Source organism: Streptomyces sp. NPDC039480, from assembly GCF_055597165.1.
Genome location: NZ_JBVITX010000006.1, coordinates 129,169 through 148,812 on the forward strand (window position 1 = coordinate 129,169; position 19,644 = coordinate 148,812).

Genomic DNA, 19,644 nt, shown 5'->3' on the forward strand with positions numbered 1-19,644 from the left:
CGGGGCGAATGGGTGGGGTGTGTCCGGAAAACAGCTCGGGACGGGGTGGGGGCGCGGAGCGGGCGTGGGCGGCGCCACCGCTTCGTGCGCTGGTCAGCGGCCTCGTGCGGGCGTCGGATCGGCCTGGAAGCAAGGTGGACCGGTGCTCGACGGGGGCTGGAACCGGCCCGCGGGGCGCGGTCGCGGCGGTCGACGGCAGCGTCGGGGCCGGGGCCCCTGGTGTCTGAAAACTATCAGCGCTAGTTTGTAGCGCGGACGACAACCTGGAGGAATGCGATGAAGGCCCACGACGGGATGTACATCGACGGAGCCTGGCGCCCGGCCGCGGGCACCGACACCATCACGGTCCTGAACCCGGCCGACGAACAGCCCGTCGGCCAGGTCCCCGCGGGCACCGCGGAGGACGTCGACGCCGCGGTCCGCGCCGCCCGGGCCGCCCTGCCCGGCTGGGCCGCCACCCCGCCCGCCGAGCGCGCCGCCCTGATCGGCGCCCTCCGCGACCGCCTCGTCGCCCGCAAGGACGAGGTCGCCGAGACCGTCACCGCCGAGCTGGGCGCCCCGCTGCCGTTCTCGCAGGCCGTGCACGCCGGGGTGCCCATCCTGGTCTCCGGCTCGTACGCCGAACTCGCCGCGACGCACCCCTTCGAGGAGCGGGTCGGCAACTCCACCGTCTACCTGGAGCCGGTCGGCGTGGTCGGCGCGATCACGCCCTGGAACTACCCCCTCCACCAGATCGTCAACAAGGTGGCCCCCGCGCTCGCCGCGGGCTGCACGGTCGTGCTCAAGCCCGCCGAGGACACCCCGCTCACCGCCCAGCTCTTCGCCGAGGCGGTGGACGAGGCGGGCGTGCCCGCCGGTGTCTTCAACCTGGTCACCGGTCTCGGCCCGGTCGCGGGCCAGGCACTCGCCGGGCACGAGGGCGTCGACCTCGTCTCCTTCACCGGATCGACGGCGGTCGGCAAGCAGATCGGCGCCACCGCGGGCGCGGCCGTCAAGCGCGTCGCCCTGGAGCTCGGCGGCAAGTCCGCCAACGTCATCCTGCCCGGCGCCGACCTCGCCAAGGCCGTCAACGTCGGCGTCGCCAACGTCATGTCCAACTCCGGCCAGACGTGCAGCGCCTGGACCCGCATGCTGGTGCACACCGACCGGTACGACGAGGCGGTGGAGCTCGCCGCGGCCGCCGCCGCCAAGTACGGCGACCGCATCGGCCCCGTCGTCAACGCCAAGCAGCAGGCACGCGTGCGCGGCTACATCGAGAAGGGCGTCGAGGAGGGCGCCCGGATCGTGGCGGGCGGCCCCGAAGCGCCGAAGGACAAGGGTTACTTCGTCCAGCCGACCGTCTTCGCGGACGTCACCCCCGAGATGACCATCGCCCAGGAGGAGATCTTCGGCCCGGTCGTCTCGATCATCCGGTACGAGGACGAGGACGACGCCCTGCGCATCGCCAACGGCACCGTGTACGGGCTCGCGGGCGCGGTGTGGGCGGCCGACGACGCGGCGGCGGTCGCGTTCGCCCGCCGCATGGACACCGGCCAGGTCGACATCAACGGCGGCAGCTTCAACCCCCTCGCGCCCTTCGGCGGCTACAAGCAGTCGGGCGTCGGCCGCGAGCTGGGCGCACACGGCCTGACGGAGTATCTCCAGACGAAGTCCCTGCAGTTCTGAGGCAGTGCCGACCTGCTCGGCTCTGACGCAGTCCTGACCCGCTCAGCTCTGACGCGGTTCCGATCCGCTCGGCCGCCCCGAGTCCGCCAACCTTCCCAAGGAGTACGTGAACGTGGTCCGCGCCGCCATCCTCCCCGCCGTCGGAGCTCCGCTGGAGATCGCCGAGATCGATCTGCCGGAGCCGGGCCCCGGCCAGGTCCGGGTGCGCCTCGCGGCGGCCGGGGTCTGCCACTCCGACCTGTCCCTGACCAACGGCACGATGCGGGTGCCGGTGCCCGCCGTCCTCGGCCACGAGGGCGCCGGCACCGTGGTCTCCGTCGGCGAGGGGGTCACGCACCTCGCGCCCGGCGATGGCGTCGTCCTGAACTGGGCGCCTTCGTGCGGCAGTTGTCACGCCTGCTCGCTCGGCGAGGTGTGGCTCTGCGGCAACGCCCTCGCCGGCGCCGCCGACGTCTACGCCAGGCGGCCGGACGGCTCGGACCTGCACCCCGGTCTGAACGTCGCCGCGTTCGCCGAGGAGACGGTGGTCGCGGCCAACTGCGTCCTGCCGGTGCCGGACGGCGTCCCGCTCACCGACGCGGCCCTGCTCGGCTGCGCCGTCCTGACCGGGTACGGCGCCGTGCACCACTCGGCGCGGGTCCGCGCGGGCGAGAGCGTCGTGGTCTTCGGCGTCGGCGGGGTGGGCCTCGCCACGCTGCAGGCGGCCAGGATCGCGGGCGCCGGGCAGATCGTCGCGGTCGACGTCTCCCCGGCGAAGGAGGAGCTGGCGCGCTCGGCCGGTGCCACCGACTACGTGGTGGCCTCGGAGACCACGGCCCGTGACATCCGCAAGCTCACCGGCGGCCACGGAGCCGACGTCGCGGTCGAGTGCGTGGGCCGCGCGGTGACGATCCGCTCGGCCTGGGAGTCGACGCGGCGCGGCGGGCGCACCACGGTGGTCGGCATCGGCGGCAAGGACCAGCAGGTCACCTTCCACGCCCTGGAGCTGTTCCACTGGGGCAGGACCTTGTCCGGCTGCGTGTACGGCAACTGCGACCCGGCGGTGGACCTGCCGGTCCTGGCCGGGCACATCAGGTCGGGCGACCTGGACCTGGGCGCCCTGGTGACCGACCGGATCGGCCTCGACGGCATCCCGGCCGCCTTCGACAACATGATCGCGGGCAAGGGCGGCCGGGCACTCGTCGTGTTCTGATCGGCGCCAGGCCGCTGCCAGGCCACCATCAGACCGCTGCCAGGCCACTGCCAGGCTGCGGTCAGTCCCCGTTGGCCGAACCTGCCAGCCGGGGAAAGGACTTGGCCGCGGCCAGGAACACGAGCGTGGTCAGCACGAACGGCCAGGTGAAGGCATGCCCGCCGGCCGGTGCGAAGAACGCCGCCACGGCCGGGCCGAGCACCGCCGCGGTGGCGGCGCCCACGAGCGCGTACGCGAGTGTCGCCGCCCCCACCGGCAGGAAGACGCCGCACAGGGCGAGGGCCACGAGGACGGAGTTGTATCCCGCCGTGCCGTCGGTGAGCTGCGCGGCGGGGGCGCCGAGGGCCCACGCCGTGGCCATCCCCACGGCGCTGCCGAGGCACGCGACGGCCGCGGTGCGGCGCCCTGCGACAAGCAGGCCGAGCAGCAGCAGGGCACCCACGTACCACTGCGGCATGAAGAAGATCTGGCCGAAGCCGGCGAGGAACCCCCGGGCCAGGTCGGTGGGTTGCGGCGCCGTGGAGCCCGTCGCGGCCCGGGCGAGCGCGGCCGGGGCATCGCCGTGGTGCCAGACGTGCCGGAAGCCGGGCGCGGCGACGGTCGCCGCGGAGGCGGTCAGGCAGAACGGCAGGGTGAGCGAGGGCAGCCCCCGGGCCCCGAGGAACCGGACCGCGGCCGCGGTCACGACCGTGACGACCACGCAGCCCGCGACGGCCAGCAGCGCCGTCGACAGGTGCCCCGCGCCGAGGAAGACCGCGAAACAGAGCGCCGTGAGGCAGGCGTTGAACCCTTCGAGGCCGGTCGCGACGCGGTCGCGGTCCACGCCGAGGAGCCGCGCGGTGGCCGTGCCGACGGCGGTGCCCGCCAGGCCGTAGAGCCCGTACTCCCAGCCCGCCGCGAACAGCGCCACGCAGAAGACGGCACCCGTGGCGGCGCTCGGCAGGAAGGTCACCTGTGCCTGGCCGCGCAGCATTTGAGCGGCGAAGAGGCTGGCCGCGCGCAGGCGGGAGCGGGGCGGCCCGCCCACACCTATTGACGCTCCGTGCGTCGTCCCTCCCGCGCCATCCGTCGAACCCCCGGCGCCCACCGCATCCGTCGCGTACCCCACGGCCACCCCCCGTGTCAGGTCCTTTGTTACGTCCCTGTTCCGCCCCTGTTCCGTCTCGGTTCCGTCCGGCAGGGCGGATGCAGATTACAGCTACTTCGCCCCGGGGTGGGACCTCATCCAGTACTCTTCCCATAGTGGTCCAGACGTAGTACTTCGGATGGAGTGGTGGCGATGGTGCGCAGGAACGACGAGCGGCGGGCGGCTCTGGTGGACGCCGCCATCGAGGTGCTGGCCAGGGAGGGCGCCCGCGGGCTGACCTTCCGGGCGGTGGACACGGAGGCCGCGGTGCCCACGGGCACGGCCTCCAACTACTTCGGCAACCGCGACGACCTCCTTACCCAGGCGGGCGCCCGTGTATACGAACGCCTCACGCCCGACGAGGCGGAAGTCGAACGGCAGCGCACGGCCAAGCCCGACAAGGAGACCTACGCCGCGCTGATGCGCGACGTCGTCGGGCGCGTCAGCGGCTTCCGTACGGGCTATCTGGCGCTGCTCGAACTGCGCCTGGAGGCCACCCGGCGCCCGGAGCTGCGCGCCGTCCTCACCGAGCGCGTCCGCGCCGACCTGGCGGCCAACCTCGCGTACCACGCCGAGTCCGGGCTGCCGGGCGACGCGACGGCGGTCAAGCTGCTGTACATGGCCTTCAACTGGCTGATCGTCGAACAGCTCACCCTGCCCGACGTCCTCTCGGAGGCCGAGCGCGACGCCCTCGTCGCGGCCGCGGTGGAGCGCATCGTCGTGGAGTGACGCTGCCCGGGCCGCGTCACAATCGCTGGGCCGCCACCTGCTCGTACTGGAGTCCGAGCCCGTCGAGCAGCGCCTGGAGGCCCGCCTCGAAGGCGCGCTCGTCGATGACCTGCTGGCGCTCGGCGAGCAGATGGGCCTGCCCGAGGTGCGGATAGTCGGCGGGGTCGTACGCGGCCTCGTCGTCCACGAAGCCCCCGGCGAACGAGCCGAGCGCGGAGCCCATGATGAAGTACCGCATCAGCGCGCCGATCGACGTGGCCTGCGCGGCGGGCCAGCCCGCGTCGACCATCGCCCCGAACACCGCGTCCGCGAGCCGCAGTCCGGCCGGGCGGCGGCCGGGGCCGCGCGCGAGCACCGGCACGATGTTCGGGTGCCGCGTGAGAGCGGCCCGGTAGGAGACCGCCCAGTCGTGCAGCGCGGTGCGCCAGTCGCGCCCGTCGGCGGCCTCGAACATCGACAGGTCGACCTGTGCGCTCACCGAGTCCGCCACCGCCTCCAGGATCTGGTCCTTGGTGCGGAAGTGGTTGTAGAGGGACGGCCCGCTGACCCCGAGCTCGGCGGCGAGGCGGCGCGTGGAGACGGCCGCGAGTCCCTCGGCGTCGACGAGGTCGCGGGCCGTGTCGACGATGCGTTCTCGGCTGAGGAGGGGCTTGCGCGGTCGGGCCATGCGGCACATAGTAGGGCTGCCGCAACAAACTAGCAGTGCTAATTTAAATGCGGCCTAACTTGAAGTAACCCGCTCTGCCCCGCCGTACGCAATGTGAAGAGGTGCCCCGATGAACCTGGAGCTCAGCGACGAGCAGACCGCCGTCCGGGCGCTGGCCGAGGACTTCGTCGCGCGCGAGATCGCACCGCACGTCGTCGAGTGGGACCGCGCCGAGAGCGTCGACCGGGCCCTCGTGAAGAAGCTCGGCGACGTCGGCTTCCTGGGGCTCACCATCGACGAGGAATACGGCGGCTCGGGCGGCGACCACCTCGCGTACTGCCTGGTGACCGAGGAGCTCGGCCGCGGCGACTCCTCCGTGCGCGGCATCGTCTCCGTCTCGCTCGGCCTGGTCGCCAAGACCATCGCGCACTGGGGCAGCGAGGAGCAGAAGCGGCAGTGGCTGCCGGGGCTCACCTCCGGCGAGTACGTCGGGTGCTTCGGGCTCACCGAGCCGGGCACCGGCTCCGACGCGGGCAGTCTCACCACCAAGGCGGTCCGCGACGGCGACGCGTACGTCCTCAACGGCACCAAGATGTTCATCACGAACGGCACCTGGGCCGACGTCGTGCTCCTCTTCGCCCGCACCAACGACACCCCGGGGCACAAGGGCGTCTCCGCCTTCCTGGTCCCGGCCGACACCCCCGGCCTGACCCGCCGCACCCTGCACGGCAAGCTCGGCCTGCGCGGCCAGGCCACCGCCGAGCTCGTTCTGGAGGACGTGCGGGTCCCCGCGTCGGCCATGCTGGCGCCCGAGGGCAAGGGCTTCTCCGTCGCCATGTCGGCCCTCGCCAAGGGGCGCATGTCGGTGGCGGCCGGCTGCGTGGGCATCGCGCAGGCCGCACTCGACGCGGCGGTGCGGTACTCCACCGAGCGCGAGCAGTTCGGCAGGACCATCGCCCACCACCAACTGGTGCAGGAGCTGATCAGCGACATCGCGGTGGACGTGGACGCCGCGCGCCTGCTGACCTGGCGGGTCGCCGACCTGATCGACCGGGGGCAGCCCTTCGCCACGGAGTCCTCCAAGGCCAAGCTGTTCGCCTCCGAGGCCGCCGTGCGCGCCGCGAACAACGCCCTCCAGGTCTTCGGAGGCTACGGTTACATCGACGAGTACCCGGCGGGCAAGCTGCTCCGCGACGCCCGCGTGATGACCCTCTACGAAGGCACCAGCCAGATACAGAAGCTCGTCATCGGCCGTGCCCTGACCGGGGTTTCGGCCTTCTGAGTACGCGTCTGAGTACGCGAGCGGATGCGGCGGGGACCGGCTGACCCGGAAGCTTCGGTCATGACCGACTCACCCGTCAAACAGCAGACAACGACCGCCTACTACGGCCAGGCCATCGCCTCCTTCGCCATCGCTCTGGGCGCGGTCACCGTCGGCATCGGCTACCTCGACGCCTCCGCCTGGGTGCGGGGCTTCCTCGCCATCGCCGTGCTCTATCTGACGACCTCCGCGTTCACCCTCGCCAAGGTGATCCGGGACCGCCAGGAGCTGGAACAGATCGTCAGCAGGGTCGACCAGGCCCGCGTCGACCGGCTCCTCGCCGAACACGACCCGTTCGCCAAGCCCTGACCGTCGCTCTAAGCGCTTGCTCACCGTCGGGGGTATGGTGTCCCTCCCGGCAGACGGGTCAGGCACGAAGGAGTGGACATGGGTACGGCGGAGGAGACCGGCGGCGAGGAGCAGCCGTGGGGCGAGGTCAGCCCCGACGCGGCCAGGCGACTGCTGGTCGCCGCCGTCGAGGCCTTCGCCGAGCGCGGCTATCACGCGACGACGACCCGGGACATCGCGGGCCGCGCCGGCATGAGCCCCGCCGCGCTCTACATCCACTACAAGACGAAGGAAGAGCTGCTCCACCGCATCAGCCGGATCGGCCACGACAAGGCCCTGGCCATCCTGCGGACCGCCGCGGACGGCGAGGGCGGCCCCGCCGAGCGGCTCGCGGCAGCCGTGCGTTCCTTCGTCGGCTGGCACGCCGCCCACCACATGACCGCGCGCGTCGTGCAGTACGAGCTGGACGCCCTCGGCGAGGAGCACCGCACGGAGATCGTCGCGCTGCGCCGCAAGTCGGACGCGGCCGTGCGGGACATCATCAACGACGGGGTGCGGACGGGGGAGTTCGACGTCCCCGACGTGCCGGGCACCACGCTCGCCGTGCTCTCGCTCTGCATCGACGTCGCCCGCTGGTTCAACGTGGCGGGACACCGGACGCCCGACGAGGTCGGCGCGCTCTACGCCGACCTCGTGCTGCGGATGGTGGGCGCCCGGCCCGCGGAGCCCCGGAAGCAGCCCGGTCTCACCCCGGAAGCAGCCCGGCCTCAGAAGTAGTAGCGCGACACCGACTCCGCCACGCAGGCGGGCTTGTCGCCGCCCTCGCGCTCCACGGTGACCTTGGCCGTCACCTGGACGCCGCCGTCCTTCGTCGGCGTGACGTCGGTGAGCACGGCGGTCGCGCGCAGCCGCGAGCCGACCGGCACGGGGGAGGGGAAGCGGACCTTCTCGGTGCCGTAGTTGAGGCCCATCTTCATGCCCTCGACCCGCATGGTCTGCGGCACCAGGCTCGGCAGCAGGGACAGCGTCAGATAGCCGTGCGCGATCGTCCTGCCGAACGGCCCCTGCGCCGCCTTCTCCGCGTCCACGTGGATCCACTGGTGATCGCCGGTCGCCTCCGCGAAGAGGTCGATCCGCTTCTGGTCGATCTCCAGCCAGTCGCTGTACCCGAGCTGCTCACCGACCGCGGCGCGCAACTCGTCCGGCGACGTGAAGATCCTCGGCTCCGCCATGTCCCTGGCCTCCTAGACGTATGCAAGAAACGTACGCAGACTAAGCGCTTGCTCAGCATGAAGTGTGGGTCGACGCGTGTCAACGGACCTGCCAGTAGGTTTGAGGTGTGCCCCAGATACCGGAGAAGGTCCACGAACTCACCGTCGGCCAGCTGGCCGACCGCAGCGGCGTTGCCGTGTCCGCCCTGCACTTCTACGAGTCCAAGGGCCTCATCACCAGCCGTCGCACCTCCGGCAACCAGCGCCGCTACCACCGGGACACGCTGCGCCGCGTCGCCTTCATCCGCGCCTCCCAGCGCGTCGGCATCCCGCTCTCCACGATCCGCGAGGCCCTCGACTCGCTCCCCGAGGAGCGCACCCCCAACCGCGAGGACTGGGCGCGCCTCTCGGAGGGGTGGCGCTCGGAGCTGGACAAGCGCATCAAACAGCTGGGCCGGCTGCGCGACCACCTCACGGACTGCATCGGCTGCGGCTGTCTCTCCCTGGACACCTGCGTCCTGTCCAACCCCGACGACGTCTTCGGCGAGCGGCACAGCGGCTCCCGCCTGCTGGTGGACCGCAAGCCCCGGCGGGCATGAGGGGCCCGCCGGGGCCCGCGGTCACTCGTACTCCGTACCGCCCTTGCGCGTCAGATACGCCGGGCTGACCGCCTTCGCGATGGCCCGCCCACCGGTCACCGGGCTGTACCGCTCGACGGCCGGCCGGATCACGACGCCCTCACGCAGATGCAGTTCCCGGCCGGACACGGTCTCGCGGCCCGTCGCGAGCTCCAGGACGCGCTCGGCGTCGTAGGGGCCCTCGTACAGCCGTGGTGCGAGCGGCAGTTCACCGCCGAGCAGCTCGGCCGCGTCCAGCCAGCGCAGCTGTCCTTCGATGTCCGCGGAGACGTCGAAGACGGCGTACCCGAGCGTGTCGCGCCGGCCGTCCGCGCCGTAGGTCAGGTCCTGCACGCCCGCCCCGTACACCTCGCCGAAGATGCCGACCCGGCGCGCCCCGAGCCGCTCCGCGAGCCGGGCCGCCGCGGCCGCGACGCCGTGGCCGTGCACCGCCCGCCAGTACAGATTGCGCGGGTCCTCCCGCAGGGCCAGGGACTTGGCGCCGAACCCCTTCGAGGAGACGTGCACGCGGCCGCCGTCGGCGACGTACGTCAGCAGGCAGGCCGAGCCGTGCAGCTTCTCGGTCAGGACGACCTGCTCGCCCGGCTCGAAGACGTCCGGGTATCGCTGGATGTTCTCGATGTCGACCCACGGGAGCAGATCGGGCGCGGCTTCCGTGTCGCCGTTCATCGTCGGCGGGATGGGCGGCACCCACTTGGTGATGCCGAGCGGCTCCGCGAAGTCCGTGCCGTCGGCCGCCGCCCGCGCCAGGTCGACGCCGGCCAGCGCGGCCGGTCGGCAGACGATGCCCTGCGACAGCTCACCGCGCAGCCGCACCGCCTTGACCCGGTCGCGGTTGCCGCCCGCCAGCCGTCCGGTGAGCCCCAGCTCCTCGATGAGCGCGGCGGGCAGCACCGACTGCTCGGGGATGTAGACCGCGCTCTCACCGGTGCGGAAGGCGCCCTTGGCGACAACCGCGCGGTACAGGCCCACCTGGGCCAGTTCGAGGGCGTCGGCGCCCGGATGCTCATGGATCGTCAGTGTTTCGGCGGTGACGCGCAGCGTCGACATGGGGTCGTTCTCCTCAGGGGCTTCCGGTGTCCGTCATCGACGATCACTCTGCCGTCCCGCAAATCGACGTGACCACCGGAATTTCCGTGTGCTAGGCCTCCCGCAACCGCCCGCGAGGCACCAACGTGTTCTGCAGAGGGCAAGCAAGAGGGAAAGCAGAGGGAAGTACGCAGAGGGAAGTACGCAGAGCACATCGACGCGGATCGGGGGATCACATGTCTGTCGCCATCTGCTCCTTGCTGTGGGACGCCGCACGGCACGGGCCGCAGCCCATCAAGTACGACAGTGACGGCTACTACTTGGTGCGCTTTCCGTACGGCACGGGTGACGAGTCGTACGACCCATGGCGCATGCACGACCCGTCGAAGGGCGGCACCAGCCCGTCGAAGTTCCCGGACGCCCGCTCGGGGCTGATATGGCCCAGCCACGACGGCTGGGGCATGCTCTCCGCGATGGTGTTCTGGGAGGCCGAGGCGAAGGCCACCGAGCACCGCTCACGCTACGTCCGCGACCCGCTGAACCTGACCACCGGCTACGACTCGACCGCGACGACGGACGCGGCACCCACCAGGGGAGGGCAGTACCGCACCTACCTCTGGCAGATGTTCGTGCACCCGGACACCCCCGTGGGCCTGAAGATCTCGACCCGCGGCGCGGGCGACATAAAGCTACGGACCCCGCTGATCCACGCCCAGTTCAAGCTGGCCATCCACACGGACGTGAAGACGCCCTAGTCTTCCGGCCCGGCGGCACCACTGGTTACGCTGCGGTCGGCGACGGAGATCCGGTGCGACGAGCACCGCACCGACAGGGGGACGCATGGCGGACGTCAGGGTCGAGACAGTGGCTCTGGACGCCACCGGCAGCCGTCAGATCGCCAGCCGCACGCGGACCAGCTCTTCCCTGGGAGAGCGGGCACCTGAGCTGGAGGAGGCCATCGTCCAGGCCTCGGACATCGCTCAGCGGTCCCTCTCCCAGGTGGGGCGCCGTGACGGCTGGCAGGTGTCCGGCATGAGCGTCACCTTCGGGCTGACCCTGGCGGCGGAGGCCGGGGTCATCCTCTCCAAGGCCTCGGCTGAGGCCTCGTTCGAGGTCACCCTCACCGTGGAGCGGGCGCCGGAGCAGCGGTGACCAGGGCGAGCTACTGGGTCGAACTCTTCGAGTCCGAGCAGCGCCTCGGCGGCGGCTTCCTGCTGACCCGCCGGTATGTGCTCACGGCGCTGCACTGTCTGAGGAGCCTCACCGCGCCGGACGACCGAGTGGACATCGTCCTCGCGGACGGCAGCCGGCTCGTCGGCCAGGTCTGCCGACGTGACGAGGCGGCCGACCTCGCACTGATCACCATCGCCGCCGCCCACGACGTGCGGCTGCCGATCCCCCGAGCCGGCGTCGCCCACGGCGGGGACCACTGGCACGGGCCCTACCGCCCCGCGTCCGCCGAGGTCTACCTCAGGGGGCAGGTGGACAGCGGCTCCGCCGAATATCTCTGCGAAGGGGGCGCGGTCATCCAGGCGCTCCAGCTGACGGCGCACCAGTACCTCGGCGACTACTCGGGATATTCCGGGGGCCCGGTGGTCAGAGGCGTCCCGGAGTCCGGCGAGCCGGTGGTCATCGGCATCCTCCTGGAGCAGGCACCCGACCGCGCCGACGTGCACCGCTCCGCCAACGTACTGTTCGCCGCGACGGTCGCCGAAGCCATGCGCCGCTTCGACCAGTTCGATGTGGAGCACCTGATGGACGTGGTCCATCCGGTGAGCGCCGGGGCCGGGCGTGACCGGCAGGACGAGACCTTGACCGTCGACGAGGCGGCGGGCGCCGCGGAGTCCTGGTTCCGGCGCATCGACGAGTGGTCCCAGCGACACGTCCTGGACGCCTCGCAGATCGCCGAGCTCAAGTTCATGGCCGCCAAAGCGGCCATCGAACGCCAACTGCGCGGAGACGACCATGAGTGACCCGTGGCAGCAGGCCATCACCGACGCCGAGCGGGCACTGAGCGGCGACACCGATGCCCGCCGTCGCGCCTGGGCCGCCGCGCTGGCCCTGTGCGGCTCCCCCGTCGAGCTCGGGCGGCCGGGGCTGGGCAGGGACCTCACCTATCTGGTGACGCTGCTCGAGACGCTCGGCCACACCGAAGCGTCCCACGCCCTTCTGCAACATGTGGTCTCCCGGCTCCTGTGGGACCCGGAGTCCCTCCCGGCCACCGGAGACCTCCGCGACCAACTCGCCGTCGCCCTGGCGGACCGCGGTCACCTGTCGGCCGCGGCCACCTTGCTGTCCACGGCTGTCTCCATGGGCCCGCACGCCGACGGCGAGCCGGCCGGCTCCCGCTCCCTCGCCAATCTCGCGGCGGTCAAGCTCCGGCTCGGCGATCTCACCGGCGCGCGGACCGCGGCCGAGCGGGCGCAACGCCTCGGCGCCCCCGACGAGCCCGCCCAGATCCGGCTGGAAACCGAGCTGTTGACGACGTCGGTGCTCGCCGAGACCGCCCGCAGGCAGGGCCGCGACGACGACGCCGACCGCCTCGTGCACGCCATCGCCGACACCGCGCGACAGCTGGCGCGGCGCCTCGGAGACGGCCATCCCACCTCGCTCTCCGCGCTCGTCACCCTGGCGAGGGCCGAGTTCGGCTCCGCGCTCGCGGCGGGCGACCACGCGCGGATGGAGCGGGCGATCGACGTCATCGCGGTCGCCGCGCAGAAGGCCTCCGCCATGCTGGGGCCGCGCCACCCCCTGTGCCGCTCCATCCTTGCGAACCTGGCGGCCACGGAGTTCGAGGCGGCCCGGGCCACGGGCGACGCGCGGCGCATCGAGGAGGCCGAGGCCCTGGTCCTGGCCGCGGCGGAGCAGGCGGACGGGGAGCGGCGGCCCGCGGTGCGGCCGCCCACGTCACCGCCCGCATCACCGCCGACGGCGCCGCGCGTCGCGCCCCCCGGAGCGGCGTCAGCCGTGCAGGGGACCGCGACCGCCGAACCGACGAGTCCGCCGAAGTGGGCGGCGGAGGGCGCGGAGACCCTGCGCTTCGGCGTCCTTGGGCCCGTCAGGATCTGGCGTGAAGGCGAAACGGTGCCGACCGGCTCACCGCAGCAGCGCGCTCTCCTCGTCGTCCTGCTGCTGCGTGACGGCCGCACGGCCACGGCCTCGGAGCTCATCGACGCCCTCTACGGAGAGGACCCGCCCAGTCAGGCGCTCGCCGCGATCCGGACCTACGCGTCCCGGCTGCGCAAGACGCTGGAACCCGGTCTCCTCGTCAGCGAGTCCGGCGGTTACGCGCTGCGCGTCCCGGCCGGTTCACTCGATCTCCACGTGGCAGAGGACCTCGCCGCGGAGGCGGAACGTGCCATGGCCGCGGGCGAGCTGAGCAGAGCCCGCGCGCTCATCAGCAAGTCGCTCGCGCTGTGGGACGGCGAACCGCTCGCGAGCATCCCGGGACCGTACGCGGAGACCCAGCGCCTGCGCCTCGAGGAGTGGCGCCTCCAGCTCTTGGAGACGCGGATCGACGTGGACCTGGAGATGGGTGCGCACGCCGAGGCCGTCTCCGAACTGACGGCCCTCACCGCCCAGCACCCGTTGCGCGAGCGCCTGCGTGAACTGCTCATGCTCGCGCTCTACCGCTGTGGGCGCCAGGCCGAGGCCCTCGCCGTGTACGCCGATACGCGCCGCCTCCTCGCCGAAGAGCTCGGCGTCGCCCCGCGTCCCGCTCTGAACGAGCTGCAGGCCCGTATCCTCCAGGCCGACCCGGGGCTCGGCCGGCCCGTGGACGAAGCGGCCCCGGCCACCGCACTCGCACGGCCCGCACAACTGCCCGCGACCGTCCCGGACTTCACCGGCCGCACCTCACTCGTCCGCGAGCTGATCGAGGCGCTGCACGCGGCCGACGCCTCCGTCATGGCCGTGGCCGCGATCGCGGGAATCGGCGGTGTGGGCAAGACGACTCTCGCGGTGCACGTCGGCCACAAGGCCCGCCAGCACTTCCCCGACGGCCAGTTGTACGTCGACCTCCAGGGGGCGTACGCGCAGCCGGACTCGCCCGAAACCGTCCTCGGCTCCTTCCTGCGGGCGTTGGGCACCCCCGATGCCCATATCCCGGACGGGCTCGGAGACCGGGCGGCGCTCTACCGTTCCGTCCTGGACGGGCGGCGCGTCCTGGTGGTCCTCGACAACGCCCGCGACGCCGGTCAGATCCGCCACCTCCTGCCGGGCACGGCGGGCTGCGCGGCGCTGATCACCAGCCGGGTCCGGATGGTCGACCTGGCGGGCGCGCACCTCGTCGACCTGGGTGCGATGTCTCCCGAGGAGGCGCTCCAGCTCTTCACCAGGATCGTGGGGGAGGAGCGGGTCCTCGCGGAGCGCAAGGCCGCCCTCGACGTGGTCGCGGCCTGCGGTTTCCTGCCCCTCGCCATCCGCATCGCCGCCTCTCGGCTGGCCGCTCGCCGCACCTGGACGGTCTCGGTGCTTGCGGCGAAGCTCGCCGACGAACGGCGCCGCCTCGACGAGCTTCAGGCCGGTGACCTGGCGGTGAAGGCGACCCTCGAACTCGGGTACGGCCAGTTGCGGCCCGCCCAGGCCCGCGCCTTCCGGCTGCTCGGCCTCGCCGAAGGCCCGGATGTCTCGCTGGCCGCGGCGGCAGCGATGCTCGATCTGCCCCTGGAGGAGACGGAAGACCTCCTGGAGGCCCTCGTCGACACATCGCTCCTCGAATCGGCGGGCCCGGGCCGCTACCGGTACGACGATCTCGTACGTCTCTACGCCCGCGCCGTCGACGAGATGCACCGGGCGGGAGCCGGCCAGGGACCGGGCGGACAGCCTCCGTCCGAAGGCGAGGCGGCTCTCGCCAGGCTCCTCGACTTCTACCTCGCGACCGCGGCGCACGCCTACGCGATCGAGCGGCCGGGAGACGCCCTGGCCGGCCACCTGGAGCCGACATCCGTCCAGCGACTGGAGTTCACGGACCGGAACGAAGCCCGCGACTGGCTCTACACCGAGGCGAGCTGCCTGCTGGCGTGTGCCCGGCAGGCCACGTCGCCGCGCACCCTGAGGCGGGCCGCCGACCTGCTGTGGTCCGCCCTCGACCTGGCGGAATCGGGCGCCAACTCCCGGGAGTTCGAGGTGACGGCGACGGCGCTGCGCGACGCGGCGCTGGAACAGGCCGACGCCCGGGCCGAGCGGCGCATCCTCGTCGCCCTGAGCAGCGCCCACGAGTTCGCAGGACGCTTCGACGAGGCCGCCAGTGAGGCGGAGCTCGTGCTCTCCCTCGGCGGCGCGGACCAGGACCGGCTGCCTGTCTGTTGGGCCACCCACATCCTGGGCCTGATCGCCGTGCAGCGGCAGCGCCCCGACATCGCTCAGACCCACTTCTACAAGGCCGTCGCCGGCTTCCGCGAGATAGGGGACCGGGCGGGTGAGGCCCGTGCGCTGAGCGGTCAGGCGCGGTTGCGCCTCCAGACCGGAAACGCCCTCCACGCACTCGTGCTCGCCGAGCGGAGCACCGCCATCTTCGACGACATGGGCCACGGGGTGGGTGCCGCCGGCAGCCGGTACACGCTCGGTCTCGCCCTAGCGGCGAACGACCGGCTCACCGAGGCCGTCGAAGAACTCAACCGGGCCCTCGCGGTGTTCAAGGAGAGCGGCCACCGGCTGTGGGAGGGCACGACGCACTACCGCCTGGCAGCGGTCCAGCTGGCGGCCCACCACCCGACCGAGGCCGCGCTCCACGCCGAACAGGCCCTCGCCACGGGCTGCATCGGGGGTGAATCCGTACGGGCCGGTGTGCTCACGGTGCTCGGCCGCTCGCTGGACGCCCTCGGCCAGTCGGACCGCGCCCGGGCCTGCTGGCACGAGGCGCTGGCGATCCACGAGCAGGCCGGAACCCGGCAGGAGGCGGAGACGGCAGGACTCCACTCCCTCATCTCGCGGCGGCTCAGGAGCGCCTAGGGGCGCCGCACGAGCCTGCGTCCCGCGCGCCGGCCGGTGCGGCCCGGAAGCTGCCAGGCCGCGCCGGTACAGAGTCCCCCCGGTACGGAGTTCACCGAGGGGCGGTCAGACGGACACCAGAGGGCGCAGTGACCTCGACCGTGCCTGGGTCACCGCCTCCGGGGTGAGGACGGGGGCGGGCACAACGATGCCGCAGCCTGTGCAGACCGCTCCCGACGACGGCTCGTGCGCCAGGCCGTGCTTCCAGGCGAGGGCGGTGTCCGCGCAGACGGGGCAGGCCGTGCCCGGCTCCCTCTCCAGCGCCGCGATGAGCCGGCGCAGCACCTCGGCGAGGGGCTCGTGCGGATGGATGTCGGGGTCGTCACACCAGGCGACCCCGAAACCGCCCCAGGTGCAGCGGTGCCAGTCGTCGACGGTGCCCGGGCGCCTGAGCCCGTCGTGCTTCTCCTTGCGGCGGCGTTCCGCGAAGCCCGCCTCGTAGGCGAGCCAGACCGCGCGGGCCGCCTCCAGCTCGTTCAGCGCCGACACCAGCCGCGCCGGGTCGGGGGACCTGTCCTCGGGCCCGAACCCGGCCCTGGCGCACAGATGGTCCCAGGTCGCCCGGTGTCCGTAGGGGGCGAACCTCTCCAGGCACTTGCGCAGCGAGTAGCGTCGCAGCGCCAGATCGCTCTTCGGATCGCGCACCTGTCTCGCGAGACTCCGGAATCCGGCCATCGCCCTGCACCTCCGTCACACATGGTTCGCGTACTGGTACCCCGTGTTCCGCATTCGCCTGCATCGATGTCGAGCCAAGTCGATCGAGCTCGAAACGACGTCGCCGAGTAGACGTATCGACACGCGATTCGGCTCCCTCTTCGCGCGACTGTTTTTCGCCTGCCCGCCTCATCTGGGGTGATGCCGACACAAGGGGGGCGCGTTGTGGTGATTCGGCAAAGGCGACGCTTGTTCATCTTTCGGGTTCGGCAACCCGCCAGTAGCCTCCGCCGCATCGGCCTTCCGCAGAAACCGGAGGAGCACCCATGCGACGTCGCACCGTCAGGCTCAGAACGCTCACGTCGGGGGCGGTGCTCGCACTCGGCGCCGCCCTGCTCACGCCCCAGGCGAGCGCCGCCGCCCCGCGGGACCCGGCGCCGCGGGAGGAGGTCGTCGACCACTGCGGAAGCCAGTGCGCGGACATCCTGCCGCCCGGCGCGAACGGCAGTGCGACGCTCGCCGAGATCCTCGCCCACCGGCTCCTCGGCACGCAGCCCGCGCACGCCGACGACCAGTTGGCGCCCTACGACGCGCTCTCCTCCGGCTACCCCTCGCTCACCGACGACCGGCTCACCGAGTTCTTCAACGACGCCTCCTTCGGCGTGCGGGAGGGCCAGGTCGCCTCCGTCACCAGGCCGCGCGACGACGTGACGATCACCCGGGACAAGAAGTACGGCATCCCGCACATCAAGGGCACCACGCGCTACGGCACCGAGTTCGGCGCTGGCTTCGCCGCCGGACAGGACCGGCTCTGGCTCATCGACCTCTTCCGGCACATCGGACGCGGGCAGCTGACCTCGTTCGCGGGCGGCGCGCTCGCCAACCAGGGCCTGGAGCAGCAGTTCTGGCCGCAGGCCCCGTACACCGAGAAGGATCTGGAGAAGCAGGTCGAGTACATCAAGTCGACGCAGGGCGAGCGCGGCAGGCAGGCGATGGAGGACGCGCAGGCCTATATAGACGGGCTCAACGCCTACCGCGTGAAGGCGAAGAACGGCCGCTATTTCCCCGGCGAGTACGTCCTCACCGGCAAGATCGACGCGATCACGAACATCGGCGAGATCGAGCCCTTCAAGGTCACCGACATGATCGCGCTGGCCTCGGTGGTCGGTGGCCTCTTCGGTAACGGCGGCGGCGGAGAGGTCGAGTCCGCCCTCTCCCTGCTGAAGTCCCAGGAGAAGTACGGCGTCCAGAAGGGGACCGAGGTCTGGGAGTCCTTCCGCGCCCGCAACGACCCCGAGGCCGTCCAGACCATCCACGACGGCACGAGCTTCCCGTACGCGGGCAAGCCCGAGAAGGCGCGCGGCACTGCCATGCCCGACCCGGGCTCGGTCGAGCGCGAGCAGCTGGTGTACGACAGGGAGGGCGGCGCGAAGAGCGGCGCGAAGGACCCGGTGAAGGCCCCGAAGAAGCTCAAGCCGCTCCAGGGGATGTACGACAAGGGCGTCCTGCCCCCGGACCTCTTCCGGGCCGACGGCCACAAGAAGGGCATGTCGAACGCCCTGCTCGTCTCCGGCAAGCACACCGCGAGCGGAAACCCCGTCGCCGTCTTCGGCCCGCAGACCGGCTACTTCGCGCCCCAGCTCCTCATGCAGCAGGAACTCCAGGGCCCCGGCATCAGCGCCCGCGGCGTCTCCTTCGCGGGCGTCGGCATGTACGTCCAGCTGGGACGCGGCCAGGACTACGCGTGGTCGGCCACCTCAGCGGGACAGGACATCACCGACACGTACGCCGTCGAACTCTGCGAACCGGGCGGCGGCACCCCCACCAAACAGTCGGCCGGCTACCTCCACCGGGGCACCTGCACGCCCATGGAGAAGCTGGAGCGCAAGAACGCCTGGAAGCCGACCCTCGCCGACTCCACGGCCGCCGGCTCCTACCGCATGCAGGTCTTCCGCACGAAGTACGGCATCGTGACGCACCGCGCGAGCGTCGACGGCAAGCCCGTCGCGTACGTCTCGCTGCGCTCCACCTACCGCCACGAGGCCGACTCCATCATCGGCTTCCAGATGTTCAACGACCCGTCGTACGTCAAGGACGCCGCGAGCTTCCAGGAGGCGGCGCAGCACATCAGCTACGCCTTCAACTGGTTCTACGCCGACTCCCGCGACATCGCGTACTACAACAGCGGCGCCAACCCCGAGCGCGCGGACGGCGTCGACCCCGCCCTGCCGGTCAAGGCCCAACAGGCCTACGAGTGGCGGGACTTCGATCCCGAGAACAACACCTCCGCACAGACCCCGCCCGCCGAGCACCCGCAGTCCGTCAACCAGGACTACTACATCTCCTGGAACAACAAACAGGCGAAGGACTTCAGCACCGCGGGCTTCGGCGTGAGCGCCGTGCACCGCGGCGACCTGCTCGACGGGCGGGTCAGGAAGCTCACCGAGGAGGGCGGCGTCACCCGCGCCTCCCTCACCCGCGCCATGGCGGAGGCGGCCGTCACCGACCTGCGCGGCGAACAGGTGCTGCCCGAGCTGCTCAAGGTGCTCCGCAGCAAGCCGGTCACCGATCCCCAACTGGCGAAAACGATCCAGCAGCTTGAGGCGTGGCGCAAGGCGGGCGCGCAGCGCAACCAGACGTCGGCCGGCTCGAAGACGTACGCCCACCCCGACGCCGTGCGGATCATGGACGCCTGGTGGCCGCTGCTGATCGAGGCCGAGTTCGAGCCCGGCCTCGGCAAGGACCTCTACGACGCCCTCACGGCACAGCTCGCCACCGACGAGGCGCCGTCCGCGGGCCACGGACCCACCGGGGCGCACGCCGGATCGGCCTTCCAGTACGGCTGGTGGGGCTATGCCGACAAGGACCTGCGCACGGTCCTCGGGGAGCCGGTGAAGGGCGGGCTCGCCGACGCGTACTGCGGCGACGGCGAGCTCGACGCCTGCCGTGACGCCCTGCTGACCACCCTCGCGCAGGCCGTCGCCAAGCCCGCCACCGAGGTCTATCCAGGGGACGGCTCCTGCAAGGCCGGCGACCAGTGGTGTGCCGACTCGATCGTCCACCGGGCGCTCGGCGGCATCACGCACAAGCCGATCCAGTGGCAGAACCGCCCGACGTACCAGCAGGTCGTCGAGTTCCCCCGGCACCGGTAGCC

At 72.0% G+C, this 19,644-nt stretch carries 17 protein-coding genes; 12 read left to right on the forward strand and 5 right to left on the reverse strand.

Features of this window, described 5'->3' with window-relative positions:
• Positions 1-276: 276 nt before the first annotated feature.
• Entirely contained in the window at positions 277-1,665 is a 1,389-nt protein-coding gene (locus tag ACZ56E_RS20165; protein ID WP_471215875.1) for an aldehyde dehydrogenase family protein, read from the forward strand.
• A 112-nt stretch (positions 1,666-1,777) separates the two neighbouring features.
• Positions 1,778-2,857, forward strand: coding sequence for a Zn-dependent alcohol dehydrogenase (locus ACZ56E_RS20170; RefSeq protein WP_471216401.1), 1,080 nt, complete (start codon positions 1,778-1,780; stop codon positions 2,855-2,857).
• Positions 2,858-2,918: 61 nt separating this feature from the next.
• On the opposite strand, the gene ACZ56E_RS20175 is transcribed toward ACZ56E_RS20170, so the two are convergent.
• The gene (locus tag ACZ56E_RS20175) at positions 2,919-3,884 is read right to left on the reverse strand and encodes an urea transporter (protein ID WP_471215877.1); all 966 of its coding nucleotides are present in this window, start codon (positions 3,882-3,884) and stop codon (positions 2,919-2,921) included.
• 252 nt (positions 3,885-4,136) lie between these two features.
• Here ACZ56E_RS20175 and ACZ56E_RS20180 point away from each other — a divergent pair, with 252 nt between their 5' ends.
• Positions 4,137-4,712, forward strand: a complete 576-nt coding sequence (locus ACZ56E_RS20180; protein ID WP_471215879.1) for a TetR/AcrR family transcriptional regulator — start codon at positions 4,137-4,139, stop codon at positions 4,710-4,712.
• Between the two features lie 16 nt (positions 4,713-4,728).
• Here ACZ56E_RS20180 and ACZ56E_RS20185 read toward each other — a convergent pair whose 3' ends face one another.
• The gene (locus tag ACZ56E_RS20185) at positions 4,729-5,379 is read right to left on the reverse strand and encodes a TetR/AcrR family transcriptional regulator (RefSeq protein ID WP_468612139.1); all 651 of its coding nucleotides are present in this window, start codon (positions 5,377-5,379) and stop codon (positions 4,729-4,731) included.
• 109 nt (positions 5,380-5,488) lie between these two features.
• Here ACZ56E_RS20185 and ACZ56E_RS20190 point away from each other — a divergent pair, with 109 nt between their 5' ends.
• The 3 genes from ACZ56E_RS20190 to ACZ56E_RS20200 all read left to right on the forward strand — a co-directional run bounded on the left by ACZ56E_RS20190 (position 5,489) and on the right by ACZ56E_RS20200 (position 7,744).
• A complete protein-coding gene (locus ACZ56E_RS20190) occupies positions 5,489-6,640 on the forward strand; it encodes an acyl-CoA dehydrogenase family protein (protein ID WP_471215881.1) in 1,152 nt (383 codons plus the stop codon).
• Between the two features lie 60 nt (positions 6,641-6,700).
• Positions 6,701-6,988 carry a YiaA/YiaB family inner membrane protein gene (locus ACZ56E_RS20195; RefSeq protein WP_468612135.1) on the forward strand — a complete coding sequence of 96 codons (288 nt, stop codon included), beginning with the start codon at positions 6,701-6,703 and terminating at the stop codon, positions 6,986-6,988.
• 78 nt (positions 6,989-7,066) lie between these two features.
• On the forward strand, positions 7,067-7,744 hold the full coding sequence (locus ACZ56E_RS20200) for a TetR/AcrR family transcriptional regulator (protein ID WP_471215883.1): 678 nt from the start codon (positions 7,067-7,069) through the stop codon (positions 7,742-7,744).
• Here the strand turns inward: ACZ56E_RS20200 and ACZ56E_RS20205 are convergent.
• Complete coding sequence (locus ACZ56E_RS20205; protein ID WP_468612132.1) at positions 7,735-8,199, reverse strand: MaoC family dehydratase; 465 nt, start codon at positions 8,197-8,199, stop codon at positions 7,735-7,737. The genes ACZ56E_RS20200 and ACZ56E_RS20205 overlap by 10 nt on opposite strands.
• 107 nt (positions 8,200-8,306) lie before the next feature.
• On the opposite strand from ACZ56E_RS20205, the gene soxR reads away from it, so the two are divergent.
• Positions 8,307-8,777, forward strand: a complete 471-nt coding sequence (gene soxR / locus ACZ56E_RS20210; protein WP_468612130.1) for a redox-sensitive transcriptional activator SoxR — start codon at positions 8,307-8,309, stop codon at positions 8,775-8,777.
• A 21-nt stretch (positions 8,778-8,798) separates the two neighbouring features.
• Here the strand turns inward: soxR and ACZ56E_RS20215 are convergent, their stop codons facing one another.
• Complete coding sequence (locus ACZ56E_RS20215) at positions 8,799-9,866, reverse strand: RNA ligase (ATP) (protein WP_471215886.1); 1,068 nt, start codon at positions 9,864-9,866, stop codon at positions 8,799-8,801.
• Positions 9,867-10,081: 215 nt separating this feature from the next.
• Between ACZ56E_RS20215 and ACZ56E_RS20220 the strand changes: the two genes are divergently transcribed.
• The 4 genes from ACZ56E_RS20220 (at position 10,082) to afsR (ending at position 15,797) form a co-directional block, all read left to right on the forward strand.
• Complete coding sequence (locus ACZ56E_RS20220; protein ID WP_471215889.1) at positions 10,082-10,600, forward strand: hypothetical protein; 519 nt, start codon at positions 10,082-10,084, stop codon at positions 10,598-10,600.
• Positions 10,601-10,685: 85 nt separating this feature from the next.
• The gene (locus ACZ56E_RS20225) at positions 10,686-10,997 is read left to right on the forward strand and encodes a CU044_2847 family protein (RefSeq protein WP_471215891.1); all 312 of its coding nucleotides are present in this window, start codon (positions 10,686-10,688) and stop codon (positions 10,995-10,997) included.
• Entirely contained in the window at positions 10,994-11,818 is an 825-nt protein-coding gene (locus tag ACZ56E_RS20230; RefSeq protein ID WP_471215893.1) for a S1 family peptidase, read from the forward strand. The genes ACZ56E_RS20225 and ACZ56E_RS20230 overlap by 4 nt, the downstream gene beginning before the upstream one ends.
• A gap of 994 nt (positions 11,819-12,812) precedes the next feature.
• Entirely contained in the window at positions 12,813-15,797 is a 2,985-nt protein-coding gene (gene afsR, locus ACZ56E_RS20235; RefSeq protein WP_471216403.1) for an SARP-family global regulator AfsR, read from the forward strand.
• 105 nt (positions 15,798-15,902) lie between these two features.
• Here afsR and ACZ56E_RS20240 read toward each other — a convergent pair whose 3' ends face one another.
• The gene (locus ACZ56E_RS20240; RefSeq protein WP_468612126.1) at positions 15,903-16,511 is read right to left on the reverse strand and encodes a hypothetical protein; all 609 of its coding nucleotides are present in this window, start codon (positions 16,509-16,511) and stop codon (positions 15,903-15,905) included.
• A 305-nt stretch (positions 16,512-16,816) separates the two neighbouring features.
• Here ACZ56E_RS20240 and ACZ56E_RS20245 point away from each other — a divergent pair, with 305 nt between their 5' ends.
• Entirely contained in the window at positions 16,817-19,642 is a 2,826-nt protein-coding gene (locus ACZ56E_RS20245; protein WP_471215897.1) for a penicillin acylase family protein, read from the forward strand.
• Positions 19,643-19,644 lie beyond the last annotated feature (2 nt).